The organism is Pseudomonas fluorescens (genome assembly GCF_030344995.1).
Taxonomy (GTDB): Bacteria; Pseudomonadota; Gammaproteobacteria; order Pseudomonadales; family Pseudomonadaceae; genus Aquipseudomonas; species Aquipseudomonas fluorescens_BF.
The window spans coordinates 5,377,347-5,400,986 of sequence record NZ_CP128260.1 but is presented as its reverse complement, the minus strand read 5'-3'; the positions used below and the strand labels follow the sequence as shown (position 1 = coordinate 5,400,986).

Here is a 23,640-nt window from a genome sequence, read left to right as displayed (position 1 = left end):
ATGTCGAACTTAGTGACCAATGCTGGACACGCCCATGGTCATGACCATGGGCACGATGACCATCACCACGACTCGGGCGAGATGACCGTATACGGTTTCTGGCTCTACCTGATGACCGACTGCATTCTGTTTGCGTCGATCTTCGCGGTGTACGCGGTACTGGTAAACAACGTCGCCGGTGGCCCGTCGGGCCACGACATCTTCGAACTGCCATACGTGCTGGGCGAAACCGCTCTGCTGTTGTTCAGTTCGATCACCTACGGCTTCGCCATGCTGGCGTTGTACAAAGGTAAAAAGCAGCAGGTTCTGGGCTGGTTGTTCATGACCTTCCTGCTCGGCGCAGGCTTCATCGCCATGGAGATCAACGAGTTCCACCTGCTGATCTCCGAGGGCTTCGGTCCTAGCCGTTCGGGCTTCCTGTCGGCGTTCTTCACGCTGGTCGGTACCCACGGTCTGCACGTGTCCGCCGGTCTGATCTGGATGGGCATCATGATGTACCAGGTCAACAAGCACGGCCTGACGGCGACCAACAAGACCCGTCTGAGCTGCCTGAGCCTGTTCTGGCACTTCCTGGACGTGGTGTGGATCTGCGTATTCACCGTTGTTTACCTGATGGGGACCCTGTAATGGCTAATGCACACTCCCATGACAGCCACGATGCTGGCCACGGCAGCGTCAAGTCGTACGCCATCGGCTTCATCCTGTCGGTAATCCTGACCGTCATCCCGTTCGGCCTGGTGATGTTCCCGACCCTGCCGAAGTCGACGACGCTGGCAATCGTCCTGCTGTTCGCCGTGATCCAGGTGATCGTTCACCTGTATTACTTCCTGCACCTGGACCGTTCCATTGCTCAACGTAACAACGTGATTGCGTTCGTCTTTACGGCCATCGTGATCGTGCTGCTGGTCGGTCTGTCGCTGTGGATCATGTTCAGCATCCACACCTACATGATGGCGAAGTGAGGTAAACCCGATGTCGCTCAAGCACTTTATCCAAATCACCAAACCGGGGATCATTTTCGGTAACGTGCTTTCTGTGGCAGGCGGGTTCTTCCTGGCCTCGAAAGGGCATGTCGATCTGGCCGTGTTTCTGGCAGCCATGATCGGCACTTCCCTGGTCGTGGCCTCCGGTTGCGTGTTCAACAACTGCATCGACCGCGACATCGACCTGAAGATGGAACGCACCAAGAACCGGGTGCTGGTCCAGGGCTTGATCTCCCTGAAACTGGCCCTGGTCTATGCGACCGTCCTGGGTGTCGCCGGCGTTGCGTTGCTGTACAAGGTGGCCAACCCGTTGGCTGCCCTGTTCGCTGTGATCGGCTTCATCATCTACGTCGGCTTCTACAGCCTGTACCTCAAGCGCAAGTCGGTTCACGGCACGCTGGTGGGCAGTCTGTCGGGCGCCATGCCGCCAGTGATCGGTTACGTGGCCGTGACCAACAGCTTCGACATGGCCGCGCTGACCCTGCTGGTGATGTTCAGCCTGTGGCAGATGCCGCATTCCTACGCCATCGCAATCTTCCGCTTCAACGATTACCTGGCCGCATCGATTCCGGTGCTGCCAGTGAAGCGTGGAATCCAGGTGGCCAAGAAGCACATCCTGTTCTACATCCTGGCCTTCCTCGTGGCGACCTTGATGCTGACCTTCAGCGGTTACGCCGGCATGAGCTACCTCGCCGTCGCCGCGGCCATGGGCATGTACTGGTTGTACATGGCCTGGACCGGCTACAAGGCGGTGGATGACACGGTCTGGGCACGCAAGCTGTTCGTGTTCTCGATCTTCACCATCACCGCGCTGAGCGTCATGATGTCCCTGGACTTCAAGGTGCCGACCGAGCTGCTGCTGACGTACGCGCCGTAAGGTTCGAACGTTGTACGAGAAACCCCGTTCATCGAGAGATGAGCGGGGTTTTTTGTTGCCCGAATGAAGGAGAAACGACGTCCTTTGTCGCGAACAGACTCTCTCCCAAAAGGGTGGGGTAATCAGCCATTCCCTCGAAACGACTAGCTAGAAATCGACAGGTTGCGGTCGGTAGGCAAAAGCCCTAGATTCGGATCCAACTACATGCATCGATCAAGAGGCTGGGCGAAATGACTGAGAGGATGACCTGCGACGAGCGCTTCATTGCCCTGGCAAAAGAGCTGAACTACGACATCAATGGCGAGAACACGGTGGGTGGCAATTACGCGCCGTTGATCCGTCATCACGATGAGATTTACATCAGCGGCATGGTGCCGCGCACCGAGGGCAAGATTCAGTATCCGGGGCGCGTGGGGCAGGAATTGACGCTCAAGGATGCGCAGGCCGCGGCGAGCATCAGCGCGATGCGCTGCCTGGCCTTTATCGTCGATGCGGTCGGTTCGCTGGACAAGGTCCGGTCGTTGTTGCGGGTCACGGTGTACGTGAAGTCCACGCCGGATTTCGTCGACCTCAGCGAAGTCGCCAACGGCGCATCGGATGTATTCAGTTATGTATTGGGCGATGTCGGGCGCCATACCCGGACCACCGTCGGCGTCTATCAGTTGCCGAAAAACGCAGCCATCGAAGTCGACATGATTGCCGCCGTGCATCCATCGGCATAATCGCCAATCAGCGCACAACAAAAAGCCCCGCCTGGATTTCAGAGCGGGGCTTTTTCGTCAGCGCCGGTATTACTGGGCGGCGATGCTGTAGCCATCAAACGCGGTCTGCTGTTGCAGCGCGGTGATAATGTTCTTGCGGTTGATCGCGTGCTCAGTGCCGGCGTTGTCGACGAAGGTTTCGCCTTCAATTTCCGCCTCATCGCCTTCACCGACGAAGGTGAAACCAAGGAATTCCAGCGCCTCGCGATCCACGCTCAGGCGCGAACGCGGTGTGCGCATTGGCAGGGTCACGCTGATGCCGTCCTTGCTGATGCTGAACACTTCGACGTCTTTCTTGGCGCGGGCAGCCTTGCTCTTGCCGCCGCTCGGGTTGCTGATCGCCTGATGGGTCTGGTTCAGCACCTTGAGGGCCAGGCCGTAGACGATTTCCTGGAACGCCGGATCGTCCTTGAAGCTCGACAGGATGCGGCTGATCGGGAATTTGCTGCTGAGGTCTTCGAGGGCGGCGATGTCGGCGGCCTCGGCGTCCTTCAAGCGCTTGAGTTCGCCCATCAGCTCGTAGGCCTGGTCGTCATCAAAGCGGTCGTGGGCCTGACGGATCGCAGCGCGCAGTTCGCGGATCTGATCGCTCTCGCGGCTCGACTGGAACGCGTCCAGTACCATCTCGCTGATGATCTTCGCCTGTGGGATGTGTTGTGAAAGATTGATGGAGTTTTCGTATTCCGCTTTGGACGACAGAGTGACTACGGATTCAGCGGTGTTGAAATCGGACATTGAAATTTCACTACTTTTTTAACTTGAGATGAGACGAGAAAGCGCTGGGGGCTTTTTCAGGCCGACTAATTTAGGGGAGCGGGGCGGCGTTGTCACGGAGCAACGGCTCGGTGGAGTTGATTATTTGCCCGGCGTATTCAGGTTCATCGAACGCACGATCCACTGTTCGGCGTCCTGTTGATTCACTGGCAACGAGAAGCTGAAGGTCGCTCCCCGCCCTGCGACATCGAGCAACCGGATCTCGCGCCCGTGCAACTGCAGGATGCGGTGGACAATGCGCAGGCCCAATCCGCCATCGCGTCGCGCGCCACCGATATTGAACGGGCGCAGAAACAAACCTTCGCGCAGCTCGGCAGCGATGCCATGGCCGGTGTCGCTGACGGTGATTTCAACCAGTGCGCCCTGGGGGACCAGGCTGAGCTCGATTTCGCCACCCGGTGGCGTATGGCGCAAGGCGTTATCGAACAGATTGGTCAGCACCCGTTCGATCAACCCGAGATCGGCACAAACGGTCGGCAGGTTGTTGTTGAAGCTGGCCTTGAGTGCAACATTTCGGGCTTCGGCGCCGAGTTCGAATTTCTGGAAGATGTCCTGAACCAGATCGGTCAGGGAAAACTTCTCCAGCACAGGCTGCACGAAGCCATGTTCCAGGCGCACCAGCTCCAGCAATGATTGCGCGAGCCCGCCGACCTTGCGGCTCTGATCCAGGGCAATCCCCAGATAGCGACGACGTTCTTCCGGGGACAGAGTGGCGTCCTTGAGCGACAGGGTTTCCAGATAACCATGCAGCGAGGCCAATGGTGTGCGCAGGTCATGGGAGATGTTTGCCACCAGTTCCCGGCGCTCCTGGTCCTGACGGGTCAGCGATCGCCATTGTTCACCGAGGCGGTTCTGCATTTGCCGGAATGCTGCGTCGAGCACGGCTATTTCATCCGGGTCAGCGGACTTGTCCACAGGCGTCGCTGTGTCTGGCAGTGGTTGCGGTACGCCGTCGATGTCGAGCCGGCTCACGGTTTCGGTCAATCGCCGCAGCGGCCGCGTGATCAGATTGAAGGCCGTCAGGCCGGCAATCAGGCACAGGAACGCCGCAAGTCCGATGGACAGCAGCGCCGTGTTGAGCGCCGCACTGGTGGCGCCGCGTTCGGCGAAACGGTCATGCGCTTCGCTGAGCAGGACCACATACAGGTAACCGGCCGCTTTGCCGTTGACCCGCAATGGCGCAGCGCTGAAGACCTTGCGGCCATCGACGCTGCGTGGGTCATCGCCGAGGATCGGCAGTGGTTGACCGTTGAGCAATCGTTGAATCGGCGCGAGATCGACGGTTTGCCGACGCAGGCGTCCTTCCGGCGCCGCGTTGCCGACGATCCGGCCTTCGGTGTCGAGCAGGTACACCTCGACACTCGGGTTGACCAGCATCAACTGGCTGAACAGTTCGCGCACCGCGCCGGGCATCAGGCCGTTGGTGTCCATCAGCACCGTATCGTGGGCGATGTGTTGCGCCAGATCCCGGGACAGACCCTGCACCACCTCCAGTTCATGCATCTGGCTGGAGCGCACCTGCAACCACGCCGACGTGCCGCAGCACGCCAGCAGCAACACGGCGAATACCAGGGACAGGCGCTGGGTCAGGGTCAGTTTCATGGTTGTTCTGTACTCGTGCCGAATTTGTAGCCACGGCCCCACACCGTAAGGATGCGCACCGGTTGTGCCGGATCGGTCTCGATCTTTGCCCGCAGGCGATTGATGTGGGTGTTGACCGTGTGTTCGTAACCTTCGTGGCTGTAGCCCCAGACTGCATTGAGCAGATCCATGCGTGAAAACACCTTGCCCGGCTGACGGGCGAAGAAATACAGCAGGTCGAATTCCCGCGGGGTGAGGTCCAGGCGCTGGCCGTCGAGGGTGACGTCACGGGTGATCGGGTCGATGGTCAAGCCATCTAGACTCAGGCTGCCGGCGTCCATCTTCAGGTTGCGGGCCATGGCGTCGACCCGGCGCAGCAGGGCTTTGACCCGGGCCACCAGTTCAAGCATCGAAAACGGTTTGGCGAGGTAATCGTCGGCACCCAGTTCCAGTCCGAGGATGCGGTGCAGTTCGCTGGAGCGGGCGCTGGTGATGATGATCGGTGTGTAACGGGCCATGGCCCTGGCGCGGCGGCAGATTTCCAGGCCATCGACTCCCGGCAGCATGAGATCGAGGATCAGTGCATCCCAGTGACCTTGCTGCAACAGGCGCATTCCCTCGTCGCCGTCGGCGCTGTGTACCACCTCGAATTGCTCGTCCCGCAAGTGCAGGCAAATGAGGTCGGCGATGTGCAGGTCGTCCTCGACCACCAGGACGCGTTTGGTCTGTTCCATGAAGCTCAATCCTTCGGCGCGATGTGCGCATTGTGCGGGTTTTCCTCGGGGCGAGTTATCACGAATTGTTTAACTTCCCGTGAGGATTTGGCGATCAACCCAAGCCTAGGCTGTGTTCCACAACAGGCATCTGGAATTTCGGGAGACGGCCATGTTTTCACGGCGACAGATTCTGGCAACAGGCGGCGGGCTGGGGCTTGCAGCCCTTCTGGCCGGTGTATTGCCAAAGTTATCCACGGGCTCTGCGCTGGTAGGCGAGGCGTTTGCCGACGAGATTTTTGAAGTGACCCACAGCGACAGTGAATGGCACGCGTTGCTGACAGACGAGCAATTCGACGTGCTGCGCAATGAAGGCACTGAACGCGCCTACAGCAGCCCGCTGAACAACGAACACCGGAACGGCACGTTTGCCTGTGCCGGATGCGATCTGGCGCTGTTTTCTTCCGAGACCAAGTTCGACAGTCGCACCGGTTGGCCGAGTTTCTGGGCACCGCTGGAACACGCCGTGGCCATACGCGAGGACCGTTCCTTCGGCATGCGGCGGGAGGAAGTTCACTGTCGGCGTTGCGGCGGCCACCTCGGCCATGTGTTCGACGACGGGCCGAAACCCACCGGTCTGCGTTACTGCATGAACGGTCTGGCGATGACCTTCAAACCCGTGGCGGCCTGAGTCGTGGCCCGCCAGCGATCTTCACTTACAACAGGACGACACTATGTGGCTATTGGTTCTCGCTTATCTCGGTGGTGTGCTGACGATCGTCAGCCCGTGCATCCTGCCGGTTCTGCCTTTTGTCTTCGCTCGCACCGGGCAGCCGTTTATCAAAAGTGGCTTGCCGCTGTTGGCGGGGATGGCACTGACCTTCGCGCTCGTCGCCTCGTTGGCGGCGGTGGGCGGCGGTTGGGTGGTGCAAGTCAATCAGTACGGTCGCTGGCTCGCGTTGCTGTTCGTTGCACTGTTCGGGCTGACGCTGCTGTTGCCGCGTCTGGCCGAGCGCCTGACCCGGCCGCTGGTTTCCGCCGGCAGTCGCCTGTCGGAAGCCGCCGGCCTGGACAATCGTCCGCGTCCCGGCGCTTCGTTTCTGATCGGTGTCGCAACGGGATTGCTGTGGGCGCCATGCGCCGGGCCAATCCTCGGGCTGATTCTGACCGGTGCCGCGCTGCAAGGTGCAAGCATCGCCACCACGTTGTTGCTGCTGGCCTACGCCGCCGGTGCCGCGACTTCGCTCGCCGCGGCGTTGCTGCTGGGCGGTAAGGTTTTCGCGTTGATGAAGCGTTCGATCGGCACTGGCGAGTGGATCCGGCGCGGGCTCGGGGCCGCGATGCTGGCCGGAGTGGCCGCCATTGCGCTGGGCCTCGATACCGGGATTCTGGCGCGGGTGTCGACGGCTTCGACCGGCGGGTTGGAGCAGGCCTTGGTCGGCAAGCTCTCGGGCAAATCCCCTCAGGGCAACGGCACGATGATGGCGCAGATTCCCGCGGCGGATGACGCGGCGAACGGCAGCATGATGGCTGCTGGCGGCGCGATGAAAATGGCTGCCAAGGCACCGGGCTCTTTGCCCATCGAGGGCCAGTTGCCGGCGCTCGAAGGCGCGGTGCAGTGGCTCAACTCGGCGCCGCTGGACGCCCAGGCACTCAAGGGCAAAGTGGTGCTGGTGGATTTCTGGACTTACTCCTGCATCAACTGTCTGCGCACTCTTCCATACGTCAAAGCCTGGGCCGAGAAGTATCGCGATCAGGGGCTGGTGGTGATTGGTGTACACGCGCCGGAATTCGCTTTCGAGCGTGATGTTGGAAACGTCACCAAAGCCATGAAGGAACTGGGCATCAACTACCCGGTAGCCATTGATAACGATTACAGGATCTGGCGCGCTTTCAACAATGAGTACTGGCCTGCGCATTATTTTGCCGACGCGCAGGGGCGTATTCGTTATCACCATTTTGGCGAAGGGGACTACGCCGAGTCGGAACGGGTCATCCAGCAACTGTTGCGTGAGGCCGGGGCGAAAACCGTGGCTGATAGCCTGATCAACGCAGACGCCCAAGGCGTGCAGCTCGCACCGGACATGAATCAGGTGCTGTCACCGGAAACTTACGTCGGCTACCAGCGTGCGGAACATTTCGTACCGGAAACCAGCCTGGTGCCTGACAAGGTCGCGGCCTACAAGACACCTGCAAATCTTGCCCTGAATGACTGGAGCCTCGGCGGCCAATGGGCGGTCGGCGCCGAGCGTGCCACGGCCAGTGCGCCGGCCAGTCGCATCGTTTATCGCTTTCATGCCCGCGACCTGCACCTGGTGCTGGGCCCGGGGGCGGACGGCAAACCGGTGCGCTTCAAAGTGATGATCGATGGTCAGGCACCGGGCGATGCCCACGGTGTCGACGTGGCGCCTGACGGCAGCGGGCGCGTGACCGAACAACGCTTGTATCAATTGGTACGGCAGACCGCTGATGTGAAGGACCGCACCTTCAGTATCGAGTTTCTCGATTCGGGCGTATCGGCCTACGCCTTTACCTTCGGCTGATCAGGAGTACAGAACATGAAAGCTCAAACTATCTGGCGTCGACTGTTGTTGGGCATCGTGGCGGCCGGGGTGATCGGACAGTGCTCGGCGTTGTCATTCGGTGCCGAGGAGGGTGTGCTCATCCCCCCGCCGGCACTCGACGAAAACACCCAGGCGCACAGTGAAACCGCGGTGTTCGCCGGCGGTTGCTTCTGGGGCGTGCAGGGTGTTTTTCAGCATGTCAAAGGTGTGCAGAAGGCCGTCTCGGGTTACGCCGGCGGCGCTGCCGATACGGCTGAATATGAACGGGTGAGCGAGGGCGACACCGGGCACGCCGAGTCGGTGCAAGTGACCTTCGACCCCGCCCAGGTCAGCTACGGCAGCCTGTTGCAGATCTACTTTTCGGTGGCCCATAACCCGACCGAGCTCAATCGCCAGGGGCCGGACAGCGGCACCCAATATCGCTCGGCGCTGTTCCCGGTCAATGCTGATCAGCAACGTGTCGCCCAGGCCTACATTGCGCAACTGGATACCGCCCATGTCTTCAGCAAACCCATCGTCACCAGGCTGGAAAGCTATAACGGTTTTTACCCGGCGGAGGACTATCACCAGGATTTTCTCACCGAGCATCCGAGCTATCCGTACATCGTGATCAACGATTTGCCGAAAGTGGCGCAGTTGAAGCAGTTGTTTGCCCAGCGTTATCAGGAAAAGCCGGTGCTGGTGAAAAGCGGGTCGTGAGCACCGGTTGTCCAATGGCTACTGTGCAACCACCGGCAACTTTCGAGCGCAAAGAGCTCGCAGTGTCCAGTAGAGCTTCAACGAACGGGTGCTGATCAGACCGCACATGAAACCCGTTATGCCGGCCTTGAGCAGCAGCATGTCCGGCGATGCTGAACGCTCCGGATGCACGTCATGCTGATAATTGAAGTAGTAGTTCGCGAAAAAGAACATCAGGTACATGATCAGGATCTTTGCCGTGCCCGGCATGATCAGCCCTGTCGCGGAGTCGTCGAGCGCCACGCCCCGGCGGGAGAACACCAGCCAGGCCGAGAGACCGCCCAGCGACAGCGCGCCGAGCCAGATACAGAAAAACAAGGTCGGGTTGATCGTCAGGTTCAGGGAATACAGCGACCACGCCAAAAACGCCGGGGGTGTTATCAGCATCGAGGCACGACTTTCGCGTCGGGGAGAAAACGCCTTGATGCCGAAACAAACCACCAGCAGAAAAATCAGGTAAACCCGTATCGGAGTGTTTTGCAGAATCGTGAGCATTGCGCAGCATCCATGCTGGAAAAAAGGAGGAGGGTGGAGCATAGCCGGGGTCGCTGAAATCGTCGGCTATTTCAGCCGCAAACGCTCCATCGCGATTACCGACGTTTCAAACCCCAGGCTGGCGAAAAACGCTTCCGCACCTTCACGCCCGGCACGCAGGACCCAAGTGATGTCGGTATTGTCGCCCATCACATGTTCGACCAATGCCCGCCCGATGCCCGCGCGCCGATGTTGTCCGTCGACTATGACCATCGACAGGTAACCGTTGGACAAGCCATCGGTGATGCCACGGGCGAAACCGACAATTTGCTGGCCGCTCAGTGCAACGGCAGTGCGTTGGGAGTTCTGGATGAGTTTGGCGAAATGTTCTGCTATGCCGGTGCGATGACCCCAGCCGTGCCGCTCGAGAAACTGCCTTGTCGCCTCCACTTCCGTGGGCAGAAGGTCGCGTATTGAAATGTCATTGTTCATTCTTTGATCCCGTCCCTGGTGTATTTCCAACAGTAGTCGCGTTGCTTACGGTCTGCCCCACATCTGCATGGCGAACTCGACGAAGCGACGCAGTTTCGGCAGCCGATAGCGATCCGGCGCGTAGAGCAGATGCATCGGCCGGTTCGGCGGCTGATAGTCCGGCATCACGACGACCAGTCGGCCTTCGCGCAGATCCTGCTCCACCAGAGCGTCCGGCAGCATCACGATGCCCATGCCGGTGCGCGCGGCCTGATGCAGGCCGGCTGAGCTGTTGATCAGCATCGGCCCTTTGACGTCGACCATGATTTCCCCGTCGGGGCCGCTGAGGCGCCACTGCTTTTCCACCGATTGCCAGTCGTCACCGGCGGGATAGGCAAAGGACAGGCAGTCGTGCTGACGCAGTTCTTCAGTGGTGAGGGGCATGCCGCGTCGGGCCACGTATTCCGGGGAGGCGCAGACGGTCAGGGTGTAGTCGATCAGGGGGCGCGCGATCAGGTTGGACTGGTCGAAGTGGCCCAGTCGGAAGGCCACGTCGAGACCGCTTTCCAGCAGGTCCGGGCGACGGTTGGTCAGGATCACGTCGAGTTTGACCTGCGGACATTGCAGGGAAAACTCACTGAGTGCCGGGGCCAGGCGTTCGACGCCAAAGGTCAGCGGTGCGGTAACCCGCAGAATGCCGCGCGGTTCATCAAGCGTCTGTTCGGCGAGGCGTTCGGAGTCGGCGACCAGACCGAGCACTTCCAGGCAGCGCTGGTAGTAAACGCTGCCAAATTCGGTCAGCCGCTGGCGGCGGGTGGTGCGTTGCAACAGTTGCACGCCGAGCCGTTGCTCCAGCGCCCGCAGGTGATTGCCCACCATGGTCGTGGACATTTCGCACTGCAGCGCGGCCGCCGTCATGCTGCCGGACTCCACAACCTTGACGTAAACGCTCATTGACTGGAATAGATCCATTATCAAGCCTGGCTTTTAAATGATTGAAGTTTTGCCGAGTTTATCCAGTTCAGGTGGATAACCATACTGCCAGCACCTCTCACCTCGCTGGAGCTTGCCGACATGACCGCCGCCCTGATGAACACCTATCAACCTCTGGATTTGAGCTTCATCAAAGGCCTGGGTACGCGACTCTGGGATCAGGCGGGTCGCGAGTATCTGGATGCGGTGGCGGGCGTGGCGGTGACCAATGTCGGCCATTCACATCCACGCATCGTGTCGGCGATCAGCGAGCAGGCGGGATTGCTGCTGCACACCTCCAATCTCTACAGCATCGACTGGCAACGGTCGCTGGCGCAGAAGCTGACGCAACTGGCGGGGATGGAGCGGGCGTTCTTCAACAATTCCGGTGCCGAGGCCAATGAAACCGCGCTGAAACTGGCGCGTCTGTACGGCTGGCGCAAAGGTATCGAGCAACCGCTGGTGGTGGTCATGGCCAACGCGTTTCATGGCCGTACCCTCGGCACCTTGTCCGCCAGCGATGGCCCAGCGGTGCGGCTCGGTTTCAATGACTTGCCGGGGGATTTCGTCAAAGTACCGTTTGGCGATCTCGAAGCGCTGGAGCAGGTACGGCGCAAACATGGCCAGCGGATCGTGGCGATTCTGGTCGAGCCGATCCAGGGTGAAAGCGGCGTGCAACTGGCACCGCCCGGTTACCTCAAGGCGCTGCGTGAATTGTGCAACCGTCACGCCTGGCTGCTGATGCTTGACGAGATACAGACCGGCATCGGTCGCACCGGTCGCTGGTTTGCGTTCCAGCACGAAGGCATCGTTCCCGACGTCATGACCCTCGCCAAGGGCCTGGGCAACGGCGTGCCGATCGGCGCTTGTCTGGCACGGGGCCGGGCAGCGGATTTGTTCACCCCTGGCAGCCATGGCAGCACCTTCGGCGGTAATCCACTGGCGTGCCGGGTGGGTTGCACCGTACTCGAGATCATCGAGGAACAAGGTCTGCTGGAAAATGCCAGGGGCCAGGGCGAGCGCTTGCTGACCCGCTTGCGTGCAGAGCTGGCGGATAATCCGAATGTGCTGGCGATTCGTGGGCAGGGGTTGATGATCGGCATCGAACTCAAACAGCCGATCCGTGACCTGACATTGATTGCTGCTCGGGATCATGGGCTGCTGATCAACGTCACGCGTGGCAAGACGATCCGGCTGCTGCCGCCGCTGACGATTGATGAGCGGGAGGTGGGGATGATTGTCAGAGGGGTTGGCCGTTCCCTGAGCCATGTCTCATCCCTCGGTCAATAGTGAAATCTGCAAGTTATGACGCAGATTTCGCCGTCTACGATTGCATAGACCAAGCGATGCTCGGCAGTTATCCGCCGTGACCAGAAGCCGCTCATGTTGTGCTTGAGCGGCTCCGGTTTACCCAAGCCTTCAAAGGGTTGGCGCTGGATCGCTTTGATCAGAAGATTGATTCGTTTGAGACCGGCCTTATCGTTTTGTTGAAACCACAAGTAGTCTTCCCAGCCCGTTGGCGTGAACTGGATTTTCATTCTTCGATCAGTTGCCTGACTTGCGCTTTTCCAGCGCGCATTTCGCCAATCGATTTGATCAAGCGCTCGGCATTGGCCGGAGAGCGCAGCAGATAAGCCGTTTCTTCCAGCGCGTTGTATTCGGCCAGAGACATCATCACTACTGGCTCGCCTTTTTGGCGGGTTACCAGAAGTGGGGCGCAGTCTTCATTCACGCGATCCATGGTTTCAGCCAAGTGCGCACGAGCCGTGGTGTAGTTGATAGTGTCCATGTTGTAGTCCTCGCTTGATGCAAAGAACGTACAGAAATGAGTACAGGATGACAAGGCGATACCTACCCGTGGTTGTGTCACAGACGGGCTGTCTGCGGCGTACTGAGTATCGCCGAAGTCTCATCGAGACGTTTCTGAGACTTCTGTAATCTGATTCTGGCGAGCCTGAGATATCTTTCGCTCTCTACGTGAGATTTTTCTAATCAGTGATGTCCGACAAATCCGGCGCCAGCATGCGGGTCTTCGGTGCGCCGTTCGAGTTGTGCTGGATGATGTCTTTCGGTTGCCCCTGTTGATTGAAAAAAACCTGACCGATCCCCGCCGAATTCCACAGCCGTTCACCCGCTTCGGCGTGTTCCGGCACGTACGGGACGATGCGCATGCGGCGGCGTTTGGTCAGCCAGTTGAGGGGCGAGCGCGGTGAGTAGAGCCAGCGGTTGAGACGGTCGAACCACTCCAGCAGGGTCGGCGGGAATTCGTTTTTGATGCCGCTGCTGGTGATTTGCCAGATGCGCGGGCCGGCCTTGCGGTGGCGGATCAGAACTTCATAGACGAAGGAATAATGCACGTCGCCTGACAGCACCACGTAACTGCCCGGTGTACGCGAGTGTCGGAAAATGTTCAGGATGACCTGGGCCGCGCCGCGATGGGCCATCCAGTTTTCCGCGTCCACCAGCAGTGGATAACCGCACCAGCTGAACACTCGCTGCACGGTTTCGATCAGCTTCACGCCGAAGATCGGCGCCGGCGAAACGATGATCGCCGAAGGATGGTCGAGCAGTTCCTGCTGCAGTTCGCTCAAGGCTTCCCAGTCCAGCAAACCCGACGGTTGTTTGAGCGCCATCTCGCTACGCCAGCGTCGGGTGCGGGTGTCGAGCACCACCAGCGCCGGGCTGGTTGGCAATACGAAATGCCACTGCTGAAAGCGCAGCAGTTCCTCAATCAGTTCGTCCTGCACGGGAGCGTCGAGATAGCGGTCGTCACCGCTGGCACTCAGGCCTCGGGTTTTCTCCAGCACTGCGCTGAATGCATCCGGATGGTTGCCCCAGCCCTGACACAGCATGTAGGCGATCAGCGCGTTGCCGATGATGCGTTTGGAGAACGGGTGGCCGTAGGCCGTTTCCTCCCATTGCGCGGACAGGTTCCAGTCGTCGGTGATGTCGTGGTCATCGAAAATCATCAGGCTCGGCAAGTGTGCCAAGGCCCGGGCCACCTGGCCGAGGCCGGCCTTGAAGCCGTCGATGCGGGTCTGTTCGAGGGCATAGCGCTTGAGGCGTTCAGGCGTCAGCACTGGTGGTTGCGGATTGACCAGTGCCCAAGGGGTTGGCGACCACACCAGCAAATACATCGCCATGACTTCGGCGAATGTAACGAGGTGATTGTCGGCGCTGCTGCTGGTGAAAATCGGCTTGCGCGCACCCCCGAAGAAACGCTCGCGCAACGTCTCGTTGCTCTCCAGTGCCGGCAGCAAATCCGCGCGATGGTAGTAACTGGCCGGGTGTTCGTAGAGTTTCGCGCTGTCGCTGACCACCGCGCCTTCGAGGTGCTCACCGAACAGGCCGAGGCGCTCGATCAGCGCGTGAATCACCCGCAACATCGGGCCGGCAACGTCGTCGGCGTAAACCTGATCACCGCTCATCATCAACAGGGCGGGGCGTTGCTGCGGATCGGTTTCGCTGGCAAGCAACCGGTCAACGCAGAGCAGGCCATCGGCGGCCGGATGATGGGGCTTGCGGCAGGAGCCGTGCAGCAACTGATCGATGCGCGAACGCAGGACGAAGTTCGGGCCGGCGGCGTTGTCGTAGAGCAGGTGAGGCGCCCAGTCGGCGATGGGCTGCTGGCCGTCGATCAGCAGGTCGTAGTCGATGCGGGTGTCGCACGGCAGGGCGGTTTCGAGGGGGACATCGATGAGGTGGACAAACGCCCGGGTGCCCACAGGAATGACGGTGCATTTCTCGGCATCCAGTGGAATGTCTCCTACGCCTTGCAGGCGCAAGGTCAGCGACAGCTCGCGGCTGCCGACCAGCCAAAGCACTAAGCGCGTCGGTTCCAGTCGGCGCAGCAGTGGTCCAGCCAGAACAGCAGGCAACGGGCTCAGGTCATCAGGTGTCGCAGGCATCGGGGGAAAAGCTCAAGGCGCACAGGCCGGCGATGATAGCGCAGCCGGCGCCTCGAACCCTTAAACCAGGCTTAAGAGCCGGCTTTTTGCAGCTTCAGCGCCAGCAGGCGCCATTCGGCAGGTGTCGCGTCGACTCTTGGCTGTTCCTGTACGGAGCAATCGAAGCGGTACGTCACGTCGTCGCCATTCATGTTCCGCGCGGTGACGGTGTTGCTGAAGGAGTAAACCTGATCCTTGAAGCGCTGCGGCGTCAGGCTTTTGCTGTCGGCAAACCGGGCAGATGCGGGGAAGCGCAAGGTGCTGGTCACGAACGGGCTGCACATGACGTATGCGAGCATCGATTTGTCGCCCTGCGCATCAGCGCGCAGTTTTTTGCTCAGCGCTGTCAGGGCCTTGCGCCCCTCATCGTCACTCTGGTCGATCACGGTTTGCACCGACATCGTCTTCGGCGCGCGACTGGCGTAGTTCGGCAGCAGCGCGGAATCCGCTGGAGAGGGCTTGTTGTCCGGCTCGATAGCGGCAAACACCGGCGCGTCTTTCAGTGCAGCGGGGCTGGCAATCGCCTCGGCTTCCGGCAGCAACGAGGTCGGCTCGGCTTCCTGCTGTGCCACGACGTTTTCAGTCTGCGCAGCTTCGTAGCGATCCGCCGGCGGGAACAGTGAAAAAGTGATCGCCAGCACCACCATCGAAACAATGAAACCGCCCGCGACACCGACCAGGTTGGCGTAAAACAGATGCCAGCTGCCGCGGTTTTTCACCACCCAGCGCCACATGAAACCCCAGGCCGCGACAAATGCCAGAAAACGCAGAAACTCCATTCGATCCTTTCCTTAAACCTGCAAAAACCTGAAAACAGTGCGTCGCGCAGAATGAGTCCCGACGATGGGGCGGCAAGATACCAAAATGGAAGTCTGACGCCACGAAGACATTTACATGCCGTTTTTGGGTGAATTGATGATTGCAAACAATATGACCGCCGCCAAGCACGCCCCTATGCCGCACGCGGCGCCTTGAAGCTGACGCATGGCGGGATGTTCAGCCTGCGAGCGACGGGCCACCAGCATCCAGACACCCACCAGCGTGGCAACCGTTGCCATTATTTCCAGCAATATGCCCATGACGCCGTAAATCGGCGGTCGGGTTGATCCGAACAGGCCAATACAAAGCTCGCTGACCGCCACAGCCACCACCATGCCGCTGGCTGCGCCCAGCACATTGGCGAGAAGCAGATTCCAGGCGCCGCGTTGCCGGACGACCCACACCCACATGCCGGCCCAAGCCATTAAAGCAATCACACCATCCATCGAATTCATCCTTTTGAATCAGTCGCGTTGCATGCCCTTGATAAGCCTGGCGACAGTGGACGGCACGATAGCAAAATAGTAGCTTCGCGCCACTTTCCTGATTCCTGTAATGGACTACTCATGTCAAAAGTCGCCCCTGCTCTGCGTCTGCTGTGCGCAATCACTTTCGCCAGCGCCATGACCCCGGCATTCGCCGCCTGGAAAGAGCACCCGGAAAACAGCTGGAAGTATTACCTCGCCAACTGTCAGCGCATGCAGGAAAAAATGGCCGACGTCCAGAGCGGTCGCGTATCCGGCGCCTTTGAAGTGATGGGCGATCTGGAGAGCAGCCAGGGGAGCATGAATGAGCACCGCCCGAACCTGCCTCCCCAATACCTCGCCTCCGGGGAATTCGCTCAATGCGAAAACGTGGCGGCCGAGGCCGATGCGATGATTGCCCGTGGCAAAGCCGAGTTCGCCGACAGAATGAACCAGGTCGCCGAGCAAGGCCGGATCGCCCACCAGAACTCCCCCGAATATCAACGCGCCCGCTCACTCGGCTACAGCGACGTCGGCGAAATCTCCTTCCTCAAGCTCCACGAAGACATGGACGGCGCAGCACGCTTGAAAACCATGTTGATTACCGTCGATGAAGTCTGCGGCCAATACTTTCGTGCCACGCAATATGTGAAGCCGTATGTGATCTACACCGTTCGGCCGTCGGATGGCGGGTGTGGTGAGGAAAAACGCGTGGCGATCGTCGGCGGCAGGTCGGTGGAGAAGGGCGATTACATTGATGAACGGGGCGAATTTCAGTATGTGGGCTGGAAGAAAATGGTCGGTGCGGACGGGTTTGCGACGGATATTCGGGTGTTGAAGGCTCGGCGCTGACTGCAAAACAGTCACACCGTCCAGTCACGTATGGGGGAAATAATTCACCGCCAGAAACATCAGGGTCGCCATGCCGGCGACCAAGCCACACACCGCGCCCAGCAACTGACGTGCAACCGGATGTTCAGGTTGGTGGCGGTTGGCAATCCACAGCCATACCCCCGCCAGAACACCCGCGCTGGTGATGAACACCACCAGGCTGCGATTCAGGTTGGGTGTCGCCATCGACGTGCCAATGACTGCGTCGTATATCAGCGTGAACACAATGCCGGTTACCACGCCACTTCCGGCGCCGGCAAGGTTGGCAAGCAACAGGTTCCAGTCACCCCTTTGCTTCACCACCCACAGCCAGGTTCCAGCCATCACCAGCAAGCACAACACAGCATCCATTTTGTTTATTCCCGAGTGCGCGATAACAGAGGCGGAGACACGTCTCTAGCGAGTGGGCGGCAAGATATCAAAATAGAAGCTTCGCGCCACTTTCTTCATCTGCGTAGCTTAAAGAATGTCCTTCAAATAACCCTTGAGCGCGAGGAGCGGCTGATTCAGCTGCTCCAGCGACTGCGCCTGACTGAAGTCGGTCGACAACTTGTGCAGTTCCCGCCCCAACGGTTTCTCGACGCCACCCAACGCATCCATCGCCAGCGCCAGACACTCGTTCATTTTGAACTGGATCGTCTCGACATCACCCCGGCGCACCAGCAGTTCGAACACGTCTTTCTGATAGTCGCCCATGACCATGTCATCGCGCAGGATCGGGCTCAGGTCTTCTTCCTCATACGCGAGTTTGAGGGAGAACAGGGCGACGGTTTCCAGTGACGTTTCCATGTTGTGAACCTGTGTGAGATCGCGCCGGAGGGCCGGTGGCACTTTCCGACAGACGAAAAAAAAGGCCTTGCTAAGCAAGACCTTTCTTGATTTTGGTGCCCCGAGGGAGACTCGAACTCCCACTCCTTTCGAAAACGGATTTTGAATCCGCCGCGTCTACCAATTCCGCCATCAGGGCTCAATGGCGGCGAAGTATAGAGAGGTGCCTACCGTTGGTCAATCACGTTTCATGGTCAATTTTCGATATTTCCGCTAGACTTTCCGGCCCTGCTAGACGAACCCCATCATGCGCGTTGCTGACTTTACCTTCGAGCTTCCTGATTCGCTGATTGCCCGCCATCCTTTGGCCGAGCGTCGCGGTAGTCGCCTGTTGACCCTGGATGGGGTCAGCGGCGCCCTGGCACACCGTCAATTCACTGATCTGCTGGAGCATTTGCGCCCCGGCGATCTGATGGTGTTCAACAATACCCGGGTGATTCCGGCGCGCCTGTTCGGGCAGAAGGAGTCCGGCGGCAAGCTGGAAATCCTCATCGAACGCGTGCTCGATACCCACCGCGTGCTGGCCCATGTGCGTTCCAGCAAGTCGCCGAAACCGGGTTCGAAGATCCTGATCGACGGCGGCGGCGAAGCCGAGATGCTGGCGCGTCACGATGCGCTGTTCGAGCTGGGGTTTGCCGAAGAAGTGCTGCCGCTGCTCGATCGCGTCGGGCACATGCCGTTGCCTCCTTATATAGACCGCCCGGACGAAGGTTCGGATCGCGAGCGCTATCAGACCGTGTATGCCGAGAAACTCGGCGCGGTGGCGGCACCGACTGCCGGGCTGCATTTCGATCAGACGCTGATGGATGCGATCGCTGCCAAAGGCGTCGAGACTGCGTTTGTCACGCTGCACGTTGGCGCGGGTACGTTCCAGCCAGTGCGCGTCGAGAAGATCGAAGATCACCACATGCACACTGAATGGCTGGAAGTCGGTCAGGATGTGGTCGATGCAGTCGCCGCTTGCCGTGAGCGTGGCGGTCGAGTCATCGCCGTCGGCACCACCAGCGTGCGCTCACTGGAAAGCGCCGCCCGCGATGGCGTGCTCAAGCCGTTCAGCGGCGACACCGACATCTTTATCTTCCCGGGCCGGCCGTTCCATGTGGTCGATGCGCTGGTCACCAATTTCCATTTGCCCGAATCCACGCTGTTGATGCTGGTTTCGGCATTCGCCGGTTATCCGGAAACCATGGCTGCCTACAAAGCCGCGGTCGATAACGGATACCGCTTTTTCAGCTACGGTGATGCGATGTTCATCACCCGTAATCCCGCTCCCCGCGGCCCAGAGGAATCCGTATGAGTCGCACCTGTCGTATGTCTTTCGAGTTGCTCGCCACCGATGGCAAGGCTCGTCGTGGTCGTCTGACCTTCCCGCGTGGCACCGTCGAGACTCCGGCCTTCATGCCGGTGGGCACCTACGGCACGGTCAAGGGCATGTTGCCGCGTGACATCGTCGCCACCGGCGCGGAGATCATCCTGGGCAACACTTTCCACCTGTGGCTGCGCCCGGGTACCGAAGTGATCAAGGAACACGGCGACCTGCACGATTTCATGCAGTGGAAAGGCCCGATCCTGACCGACTCCGGCGGTTTCCAGGTGTTCAGCCTCGGCGCCATGCGCAAGATCAAGGAGGAGGGCGTGACCTTCGCCTCCCCGGTCGACGGCTCGAAAGTGTTCATGGGCCCGGAAGAGTCGATGCAGGTCCAGCGCGATCTGGGCTCCGACATCGTGATGATCTTCGACGAATGCACCCCGTACCCGGCTGACGAAGACGTGGCCCGTGTGTCCATGGAGCTGTCGCTGCGCTGGGCCCAGCGTTCGAAGAACGCCCACGGCGACAACACGGCGGCGCTGTTCGGCATCGTTCAGGGCGGCATGCACCAGGACCTGCGCATGCGCTCGCTGGAAGGCCTGGACAAGATCGGCTTCGACGGCCTGGCCATCGGGGGCCTGTCGGTGGGCGAGCCCAAGCACGAGATGATCAAGGTGCTGGACTACCTGCCGGGCATGATGCCGGCTGACAAACCTCGTTACCTTATGGGCGTTGGCAAACCGGAAGATCTGGTTGAGGGTGTGCGCCGCGGTGTGGACATGTTCGATTGCGTGATGCCAACCCGTAATGCCCGCAACGGGCATCTGTTCATTGATACAGGCGTGCTGAAGATCCGTAACGCGTTCCATCGCCATGATGATTCGCCGCTGGATCCGACCTGCGATTGCTATACCTGCCAGAACTTCTCCCGCGCTTATCTGCATCATCTGGACAAGTGCGGCGAAATGCTCGGCAGCATGCTCAATACCATCCACAATTTGCGCCATTATCAGGTGCTGATGGCTGGTTTGCGCGAGGCTATTCAACAGGGTACATTGGCCGCCTTTGTCGATGCCTTCTACGCCAAACGCGGGCTTCCCGTTCCGCCTTTGGACTGAGTTTTCTGACCCCAAGATTCAACATTTGCAACTGGAGTGCTAAATGAGCTTTTTTATCTCTAATGCCATGGCTGACGCGGCTGCACCGGCTGCAGCGCCTATGGGCGGCGGCTTCGAGTGGATTTTCCTGGTCGGCTTCCTGGTCATCTTCTACCTGATGATCTGGCGTCCACAGGCCAAGCGCGCCAAAGAGCAGAAGAACCTGCTGAGCAGCCTGCAGAAGGGCGACGAAGTGGTCACCACCGGCGGCATCGCCGGCAAGATCACCAAAGTGGCCGATGACTTCGTGGTTCTGGAAGTTTCCGACACCGTGGAAATGAAGTTCCAGAAGGGCGCCATCGCCGCCACGCTGCCAAAAGGCACGCTGAAAGCGATCTAAGGTTCCAACTTCTACTCAATCGACGGGGCGCGCAAGGCGCCCCGCGTTCATAACGGGCGGCGTGATGCTGAACAAATATCCTCTGTGGAAATACATTCTGATCCTGGCGGTGCTGGCGATCGGTCTGATTTATTCCGCTCCGAATCTATACCCCGATGACCCGGCCATTCAGATCAGCGGCGCCAGCACGGCCCTGCAGGTCAATCAGGCCGACCTGGATCGCGTGAGCACCGCGCTCAAGGAATCCGGGATCAACGTCAAGGCATCGAGCCTGGCTGCGAACGGCAAGGGCGGTCTGATCCGTCTGACCAAGGCTGAAGACCAGCTGCCGGCCAAGGACGTTGTCCGCAAGGCATTGGGTGATGACTACGTCGTCGCGCTGAACCTGGCACAAACCACCCCGCAATGGTTGCGCAACCTGGCCGCGCACCCGATGAAGCTGGGTCTGGACTTGTCCGGTGGTGTGCACTTCCTGCTGGAAGTGGACATGGACAAAGCCCTCGACGCCCGCCTGAAAGTCTACGAGGGCGACGTCAAGAGCCTGCTGCGCAAAGAGAAACTGCGCTATCGCAGCCTGCCGCAACTCAATGGCGCCATTCAATTGGGCTTCAGCGATGCTGATTCCCGCGAACAGGCCCGTGCGCTGATCCGCAAGAATTTCAACGATTTCGACATTGTTCCGGCCGACCTCAACGGTCAACCGGTGCTGCGTCTGGCGATGACCCCGGCCAAGCTGGCGGAAATCCGTGAATACTCCATCAAGCAGAACCTGACCACGGTACGTAACCGCGTCAACGAGCTGGGTGTTGCCGAACCGATCGTCCAGCGTCAGGGCGCCAACCGTATCGTGGTTGAGCTGCCGGGCGTGCAGGACACCGCCGAAGCCAAGCGTATCCTCGGCAAGACGGCCAACCTGGAGTTCCGTCTGGCCGCCGAGCCGGGCGCTTCGAAAGCCACTTCCGAAACCTTCGAGTTCCGTGAAGGCAAGCGTCCTCCTGCCCAGATCGAGCGTGGCCTGATCATCACCGGTGACCAGGTGACTGACGCCAAGGCCGGTTTCGATTCGCAGCACGGTACGCCTGAAGTGAACATCCGCCTGGATGGTCACGGCGGCGATCTGATGAACCGCGCGACCCGCAGCAACGTCGGTCGCAGCATGGCGGTGATCTTCATCGAGCAGCGCCCGGTCACTACTTACGTCAAGCAAGTGGTCGACGGCGTCGAGAAAGACGTGCCGGTGCAGACTTTCAAGGAAGAGAAGAAAATCATCAGCCTGGCGACCATTCAGTCGCCGCTGGGTGCGCAGTTCCGTATCACCGGCCTGAACGGTCAGGGTGAGTCGTCCGAACTGGCGCTGCTGCTGCGTGCCGGTGGTCTGGCTGCTCCGATGTACTTCGCTGAAGAACGCACCATCGGCCCGAGCCTGGGTGCGGACAACATCACCAAGGGTATAGATGCATCGCTGTGGGGCATGCTGTTCGTCTCGCTGTTCATCATCGCCATCTACCGTTTCTTCGGTCTGATCGCCACCGTTGCTCTGGCGGTGAACATGGTGCTGCTGCTGGCGCTGATGTCGCTGCTGGGTGCCACGCTGACCCTGCCGGGTATCGCCGGTATCGTGCTGACCATGGGTATGGCGGTCGACGCCAACGTGCTGATCTTCTCGCGGATTCGTGAAGAGATCGCCGCCGGCATGACCGTACAACGTGCAATCAACGAAGGCTTCGGCCGGGCATTCACTGCGATTCTCGACGCCAACCTGACCACCTTGCTGGTCGGCGGCATCCTCTTCGCCATGGGCACCGGCCCGGTGAAGGGCTTTGCAGTGACCATGTCCCTCGGGATCTTTACCTCGATGTTCACGGCCATCATGGTGACCCGCGCAATGGTCAACCTGATCTTTGGCGGACGTGACTTCAAGAAGTTGTGGATTTAAGGGGCTGCCATGTTACGTACAATCAACTTCATGGGCGTCCGCAACTTTGCGTTCGGCGTCACCGTATTTCTGACCTTGCTGGCCATCTTCAGTGTGTTCCACAAGGGCATGAACTGGGGACTGGACTTCACCGGTGGTACGCTCATCGAGCTGACCTACGAGCGTCCGGCTGACGTCACCAAGGTGCGCGAGCAACTGGTGACTTCGGGTTACCACGAGGCCGTCGTGCAGAACTTCGGTGCAACCACCGACCTGCTGGTGCGTATGCCGGGTGAAGACCCGCAACTGGGTCATCAGGTTGCAGAAGCGCTGCAAAAGGTCGGCGGCGATAACCCCGCTACCGTCAAGCGTGTCGAGTTCGTCGGCCCGCAGGTCGGTGAAGAGCTGCGTGACCAGGGCGGCCTCGGCATGCTGCTGGCACTCGGCGGCATCCTGATCTACCTGGCTTTCCGCTTTCAGTGGAAGTTCGCGGTCGGCGCCATCGTATCGTTGATCCACGACGTGATCGTGACCATCGGTATCCTGTCGTTTTTCCAGATCACCTTCGACCTGACGGTGTTGGCGGCGGTGCTGGCGATCATCGGCTACTCGCTCAACGACACCATCGTCGTATTCGACCGGGTGCGTGAGAACTTCCGTGTCCTGCGCAAGGCTTCGCTGATCGAGAACATCAACATCTCGACGACTCAGACTCTGCTGCGGACTATGGCGACGTCGATCTCCACTTTGCTGGCGATCGCGGCGCTGCTGTTCTTTGGTGGCGATAACCTGTTCGGCTTCTCCATCGCCTTGTTTATCGGCGTTTTGGCGGGTACCTACTCGTCGATCTACATCGCGAACGTGGTGTTGATCTGGCTGAACCTGAGCACTGAAGATCTCATTCCTCCGGCCAACACCGAGAAGGAAGTCGACGACCGTCCATAACGTCCATCGTTTTCCCGGCGGTCAGTCAAAAAAGACGCGAGTTGAACTCGCGTCTTTTTTTTTGCTCCAAGGCTGGGAGAAGCGCGGGCGCGTCCCGCATGTGATGGTCAGGAGGTT

Annotated in this window: 27 protein-coding genes and 1 tRNA gene; 14 read left to right on the top strand and 14 right to left on the bottom strand. The window is 59.8% G+C overall.

Annotated features, from left to right (window positions below; translation table 11 throughout):
- The 4 genes from QR290_RS24200 to QR290_RS24185 all read left to right on the top strand — a co-directional run bounded on the left by QR290_RS24200 (position 1) and on the right by QR290_RS24185 (position 2,582).
- Entirely contained in the window at positions 1-627 is a 627-nt protein-coding gene (locus QR290_RS24200; protein ID WP_007956720.1) for a cytochrome o ubiquinol oxidase subunit III, read from the top strand.
- A complete protein-coding gene (gene cyoD, locus QR290_RS24195; RefSeq protein ID WP_007956718.1) occupies positions 627-962 on the top strand; it encodes a cytochrome o ubiquinol oxidase subunit IV in 336 nt (111 codons plus the stop codon). Before QR290_RS24200 ends, cyoD begins: the two co-directional genes overlap by 1 nt.
- A gap of 10 nt (positions 963-972) precedes the next feature.
- Positions 973-1,860, top strand: coding sequence for a heme o synthase (gene cyoE, locus QR290_RS24190; RefSeq protein ID WP_039765651.1), 888 nt, complete (start codon positions 973-975; stop codon positions 1,858-1,860).
- A gap of 230 nt (positions 1,861-2,090) precedes the next feature.
- Positions 2,091-2,582: a RidA family protein gene (locus QR290_RS24185; protein WP_007956714.1), complete on the top strand. Its 492-nt coding sequence runs from the start codon at positions 2,091-2,093 to the stop codon at positions 2,580-2,582.
- 69 nt (positions 2,583-2,651) lie between these two features.
- Here QR290_RS24185 and QR290_RS24180 read toward each other — a convergent pair whose 3' ends face one another.
- The 3 genes from QR290_RS24180 to QR290_RS24170 all read right to left on the bottom strand — a co-directional run bounded on the left by QR290_RS24180 (position 2,652) and on the right by QR290_RS24170 (position 5,710).
- On the bottom strand, positions 2,652-3,356 hold the full coding sequence (locus tag QR290_RS24180) for a hypothetical protein (protein ID WP_039765656.1): 705 nt from the start codon (positions 3,354-3,356) through the stop codon (positions 2,652-2,654).
- 120 nt (positions 3,357-3,476) lie between these two features.
- Positions 3,477-4,997 (bottom strand): sensor histidine kinase, encoded by a 1,521-nt coding sequence (locus tag QR290_RS24175; protein ID WP_289203767.1) that lies wholly within the window; start codon positions 4,995-4,997, stop codon positions 3,477-3,479.
- Positions 4,994-5,710, bottom strand: a complete 717-nt coding sequence (locus QR290_RS24170) for a response regulator transcription factor (RefSeq protein WP_289203766.1) — start codon at positions 5,708-5,710, stop codon at positions 4,994-4,996. Before QR290_RS24170 ends, QR290_RS24175 begins: the two co-directional genes overlap by 4 nt.
- A gap of 151 nt (positions 5,711-5,861) precedes the next feature.
- Between QR290_RS24170 and msrB the strand changes: the two genes are divergently transcribed.
- Genes msrB through msrA form a run of 3 tightly spaced genes read left to right on the top strand, consistent with a single transcriptional unit; the run spans position 5,862 to position 8,952 of the window.
- Positions 5,862-6,380 (top strand): peptide-methionine (R)-S-oxide reductase MsrB, encoded by a 519-nt coding sequence (msrB, locus tag QR290_RS24165; protein ID WP_115079133.1) that lies wholly within the window; start codon positions 5,862-5,864, stop codon positions 6,378-6,380.
- Between the two features lie 43 nt (positions 6,381-6,423).
- Positions 6,424-8,232: a cytochrome c biogenesis protein DipZ gene (locus QR290_RS24160; protein ID WP_289203765.1), complete on the top strand. Its 1,809-nt coding sequence runs from the start codon at positions 6,424-6,426 to the stop codon at positions 8,230-8,232.
- 15 nt (positions 8,233-8,247) lie between these two features.
- Complete coding sequence (gene msrA / locus QR290_RS24155) at positions 8,248-8,952, top strand: peptide-methionine (S)-S-oxide reductase MsrA (RefSeq protein WP_115079131.1); 705 nt, start codon at positions 8,248-8,250, stop codon at positions 8,950-8,952.
- 18 nt (positions 8,953-8,970) lie between these two features.
- Here msrA and QR290_RS24150 read toward each other — a convergent pair whose 3' ends face one another.
- The 3 genes from QR290_RS24150 to QR290_RS24140 all read right to left on the bottom strand — a co-directional run bounded on the left by QR290_RS24150 (position 8,971) and on the right by QR290_RS24140 (position 10,908).
- Positions 8,971-9,486 (bottom strand): hypothetical protein, encoded by a 516-nt coding sequence (locus tag QR290_RS24150; RefSeq protein WP_115079130.1) that lies wholly within the window; start codon positions 9,484-9,486, stop codon positions 8,971-8,973.
- Positions 9,487-9,552: 66 nt separating this feature from the next.
- Entirely contained in the window at positions 9,553-9,957 is a 405-nt protein-coding gene (locus tag QR290_RS24145; protein WP_289203764.1) for a GNAT family N-acetyltransferase, read from the bottom strand.
- A 45-nt stretch (positions 9,958-10,002) separates the two neighbouring features.
- Positions 10,003-10,908 (bottom strand): LysR family transcriptional regulator, encoded by a 906-nt coding sequence (locus tag QR290_RS24140; RefSeq protein WP_289203763.1) that lies wholly within the window; start codon positions 10,906-10,908, stop codon positions 10,003-10,005.
- Between the two features lie 102 nt (positions 10,909-11,010).
- Here QR290_RS24140 and QR290_RS24135 point away from each other — a divergent pair, with 102 nt between their 5' ends.
- Complete coding sequence (locus QR290_RS24135; protein ID WP_115079127.1) at positions 11,011-12,198, top strand: aspartate aminotransferase family protein; 1,188 nt, start codon at positions 11,011-11,013, stop codon at positions 12,196-12,198.
- Here QR290_RS24135 and QR290_RS24130 read toward each other — a convergent pair.
- The 5 genes from QR290_RS24130 to QR290_RS24110 all read right to left on the bottom strand — a co-directional run bounded on the left by QR290_RS24130 (position 12,192) and on the right by QR290_RS24110 (position 16,120).
- Positions 12,192-12,446: a Txe/YoeB family addiction module toxin gene (locus QR290_RS24130; protein ID WP_011335833.1), complete on the bottom strand. Its 255-nt coding sequence runs from the start codon at positions 12,444-12,446 to the stop codon at positions 12,192-12,194. The two genes, QR290_RS24135 and QR290_RS24130, sit on opposite strands and share 7 nt — an antisense overlap.
- A complete protein-coding gene (locus QR290_RS24125) occupies positions 12,443-12,697 on the bottom strand; it encodes a type II toxin-antitoxin system Phd/YefM family antitoxin (protein WP_115079126.1) in 255 nt (84 codons plus the stop codon). The genes QR290_RS24130 and QR290_RS24125 overlap by 4 nt, the downstream gene beginning before the upstream one ends.
- A 199-nt stretch (positions 12,698-12,896) precedes the next feature.
- Positions 12,897-14,816, bottom strand: coding sequence for an alkaline phosphatase D family protein (locus QR290_RS24120; RefSeq protein WP_289203762.1), 1,920 nt, complete (start codon positions 14,814-14,816; stop codon positions 12,897-12,899).
- A gap of 71 nt (positions 14,817-14,887) precedes the next feature.
- Entirely contained in the window at positions 14,888-15,634 is a 747-nt protein-coding gene (locus tag QR290_RS24115; RefSeq protein ID WP_289203761.1) for a hypothetical protein, read from the bottom strand.
- A gap of 111 nt (positions 15,635-15,745) precedes the next feature.
- On the bottom strand, positions 15,746-16,120 hold the full coding sequence (locus QR290_RS24110) for a hypothetical protein (RefSeq protein WP_115079123.1): 375 nt from the start codon (positions 16,118-16,120) through the stop codon (positions 15,746-15,748).
- A gap of 120 nt (positions 16,121-16,240) precedes the next feature.
- On the opposite strand from QR290_RS24110, the gene QR290_RS24105 reads away from it, so the two are divergent.
- Entirely contained in the window at positions 16,241-16,990 is a 750-nt protein-coding gene (locus QR290_RS24105) for a hypothetical protein (RefSeq protein ID WP_289203760.1), read from the top strand.
- Between the two features lie 24 nt (positions 16,991-17,014).
- Here QR290_RS24105 and QR290_RS24100 read toward each other — a convergent pair whose 3' ends face one another.
- The 3 genes from QR290_RS24100 to QR290_RS24090 all read right to left on the bottom strand — a co-directional run bounded on the left by QR290_RS24100 (position 17,015) and on the right by QR290_RS24090 (position 17,996).
- Complete coding sequence (locus tag QR290_RS24100; protein WP_289203759.1) at positions 17,015-17,380, bottom strand: hypothetical protein; 366 nt, start codon at positions 17,378-17,380, stop codon at positions 17,015-17,017.
- A gap of 108 nt (positions 17,381-17,488) precedes the next feature.
- A complete protein-coding gene (locus QR290_RS24095; protein ID WP_289203758.1) occupies positions 17,489-17,818 on the bottom strand; it encodes a hypothetical protein in 330 nt (109 codons plus the stop codon).
- 93 nt (positions 17,819-17,911) lie between these two features.
- Positions 17,912-17,996: transfer RNA gene (locus tag QR290_RS24090), tRNA-Leu, on the bottom strand.
- A gap of 108 nt (positions 17,997-18,104) precedes the next feature.
- Between QR290_RS24090 and queA the strand changes: the two genes are divergently transcribed.
- The 5 genes from queA to secF all read left to right on the top strand — a co-directional run bounded on the left by queA (position 18,105) and on the right by secF (position 23,523).
- Positions 18,105-19,154 (top strand): tRNA preQ1(34) S-adenosylmethionine ribosyltransferase-isomerase QueA, encoded by a 1,050-nt coding sequence (gene queA / locus QR290_RS24085; RefSeq protein ID WP_115079113.1) that lies wholly within the window; start codon positions 18,105-18,107, stop codon positions 19,152-19,154.
- A gap of 14 nt (positions 19,155-19,168) precedes the next feature.
- Positions 19,169-20,284 carry a tRNA guanosine(34) transglycosylase Tgt gene (tgt, locus tag QR290_RS24080; protein ID WP_161794909.1) on the top strand — a complete coding sequence of 372 codons (1,116 nt, stop codon included), beginning with the start codon at positions 19,169-19,171 and terminating at the stop codon, positions 20,282-20,284.
- A gap of 43 nt (positions 20,285-20,327) precedes the next feature.
- Positions 20,328-20,663 carry a preprotein translocase subunit YajC gene (yajC, locus tag QR290_RS24075; RefSeq protein ID WP_007956696.1) on the top strand — a complete coding sequence of 112 codons (336 nt, stop codon included), beginning with the start codon at positions 20,328-20,330 and terminating at the stop codon, positions 20,661-20,663.
- 64 nt (positions 20,664-20,727) lie between these two features.
- Positions 20,728-22,599: a protein translocase subunit SecD gene (gene secD, locus QR290_RS24070; RefSeq protein WP_011335820.1), complete on the top strand. Its 1,872-nt coding sequence runs from the start codon at positions 20,728-20,730 to the stop codon at positions 22,597-22,599.
- Between the two features lie 9 nt (positions 22,600-22,608).
- A complete protein-coding gene (gene secF / locus QR290_RS24065; RefSeq protein WP_064383915.1) occupies positions 22,609-23,523 on the top strand; it encodes a protein translocase subunit SecF in 915 nt (304 codons plus the stop codon).
- Positions 23,524-23,640 lie beyond the last annotated feature (117 nt).

Coding starts and splice junctions, on each gene's coding strand:
- QR290_RS24200 (WP_007956720.1), top strand. CDS start 1: ATGTCGAACTTAGTGACCAATGCTGGACACGCCCATGGTCATGACCAT.
- cyoD (WP_007956718.1), top strand. CDS start 627: ATGGCTAATGCACACTCCCATGACAGCCACGATGCTGGCCACGGCAGC.
- cyoE (WP_039765651.1), top strand. CDS start 973: ATGTCGCTCAAGCACTTTATCCAAATCACCAAACCGGGGATCATTTTC.
- QR290_RS24185 (WP_007956714.1), top strand. CDS start 2,091: ATGACTGAGAGGATGACCTGCGACGAGCGCTTCATTGCCCTGGCAAAA.
- QR290_RS24180 (WP_039765656.1), bottom strand. CDS start 3,356: ATGTCCGATTTCAACACCGCTGAATCCGTAGTCACTCTGTCGTCCAAA.
- QR290_RS24175 (WP_289203767.1), bottom strand. CDS start 4,997: ATGAAACTGACCCTGACCCAGCGCCTGTCCCTGGTATTCGCCGTGTTG.
- QR290_RS24170 (WP_289203766.1), bottom strand. CDS start 5,710: ATGGAACAGACCAAACGCGTCCTGGTGGTCGAGGACGACCTGCACATC.
- msrB (WP_115079133.1), top strand. CDS start 5,862: ATGTTTTCACGGCGACAGATTCTGGCAACAGGCGGCGGGCTGGGGCTT.
- QR290_RS24160 (WP_289203765.1), top strand. CDS start 6,424: ATGTGGCTATTGGTTCTCGCTTATCTCGGTGGTGTGCTGACGATCGTC.
- msrA (WP_115079131.1), top strand. CDS start 8,248: ATGAAAGCTCAAACTATCTGGCGTCGACTGTTGTTGGGCATCGTGGCG.
- QR290_RS24150 (WP_115079130.1), bottom strand. CDS start 9,486: ATGCTCACGATTCTGCAAAACACTCCGATACGGGTTTACCTGATTTTT.
- QR290_RS24145 (WP_289203764.1), bottom strand. CDS start 9,957: ATGAACAATGACATTTCAATACGCGACCTTCTGCCCACGGAAGTGGAG.
- QR290_RS24140 (WP_289203763.1), bottom strand. CDS start 10,908: ATGGATCTATTCCAGTCAATGAGCGTTTACGTCAAGGTTGTGGAGTCC.
- QR290_RS24135 (WP_115079127.1), top strand. CDS start 11,011: ATGACCGCCGCCCTGATGAACACCTATCAACCTCTGGATTTGAGCTTC.
- QR290_RS24130 (WP_011335833.1), bottom strand. CDS start 12,446: ATGAAAATCCAGTTCACGCCAACGGGCTGGGAAGACTACTTGTGGTTT.
- QR290_RS24125 (WP_115079126.1), bottom strand. CDS start 12,697: ATGGACACTATCAACTACACCACGGCTCGTGCGCACTTGGCTGAAACC.
- QR290_RS24120 (WP_289203762.1), bottom strand. CDS start 14,816: ATGCCTGCGACACCTGATGACCTGAGCCCGTTGCCTGCTGTTCTGGCT.
- QR290_RS24115 (WP_289203761.1), bottom strand. CDS start 15,634: ATGGAGTTTCTGCGTTTTCTGGCATTTGTCGCGGCCTGGGGTTTCATG.
- QR290_RS24110 (WP_115079123.1), bottom strand. CDS start 16,120: ATGGATGGTGTGATTGCTTTAATGGCTTGGGCCGGCATGTGGGTGTGG.
- QR290_RS24105 (WP_289203760.1), top strand. CDS start 16,241: ATGTCAAAAGTCGCCCCTGCTCTGCGTCTGCTGTGCGCAATCACTTTC.
- QR290_RS24100 (WP_289203759.1), bottom strand. CDS start 17,380: ATGGATGCTGTGTTGTGCTTGCTGGTGATGGCTGGAACCTGGCTGTGG.
- QR290_RS24095 (WP_289203758.1), bottom strand. CDS start 17,818: ATGGAAACGTCACTGGAAACCGTCGCCCTGTTCTCCCTCAAACTCGCG.
- queA (WP_115079113.1), top strand. CDS start 18,105: ATGCGCGTTGCTGACTTTACCTTCGAGCTTCCTGATTCGCTGATTGCC.
- tgt (WP_161794909.1), top strand. CDS start 19,169: ATGTCTTTCGAGTTGCTCGCCACCGATGGCAAGGCTCGTCGTGGTCGT.
- yajC (WP_007956696.1), top strand. CDS start 20,328: ATGAGCTTTTTTATCTCTAATGCCATGGCTGACGCGGCTGCACCGGCT.
- secD (WP_011335820.1), top strand. CDS start 20,728: ATGCTGAACAAATATCCTCTGTGGAAATACATTCTGATCCTGGCGGTG.
- secF (WP_064383915.1), top strand. CDS start 22,609: ATGTTACGTACAATCAACTTCATGGGCGTCCGCAACTTTGCGTTCGGC.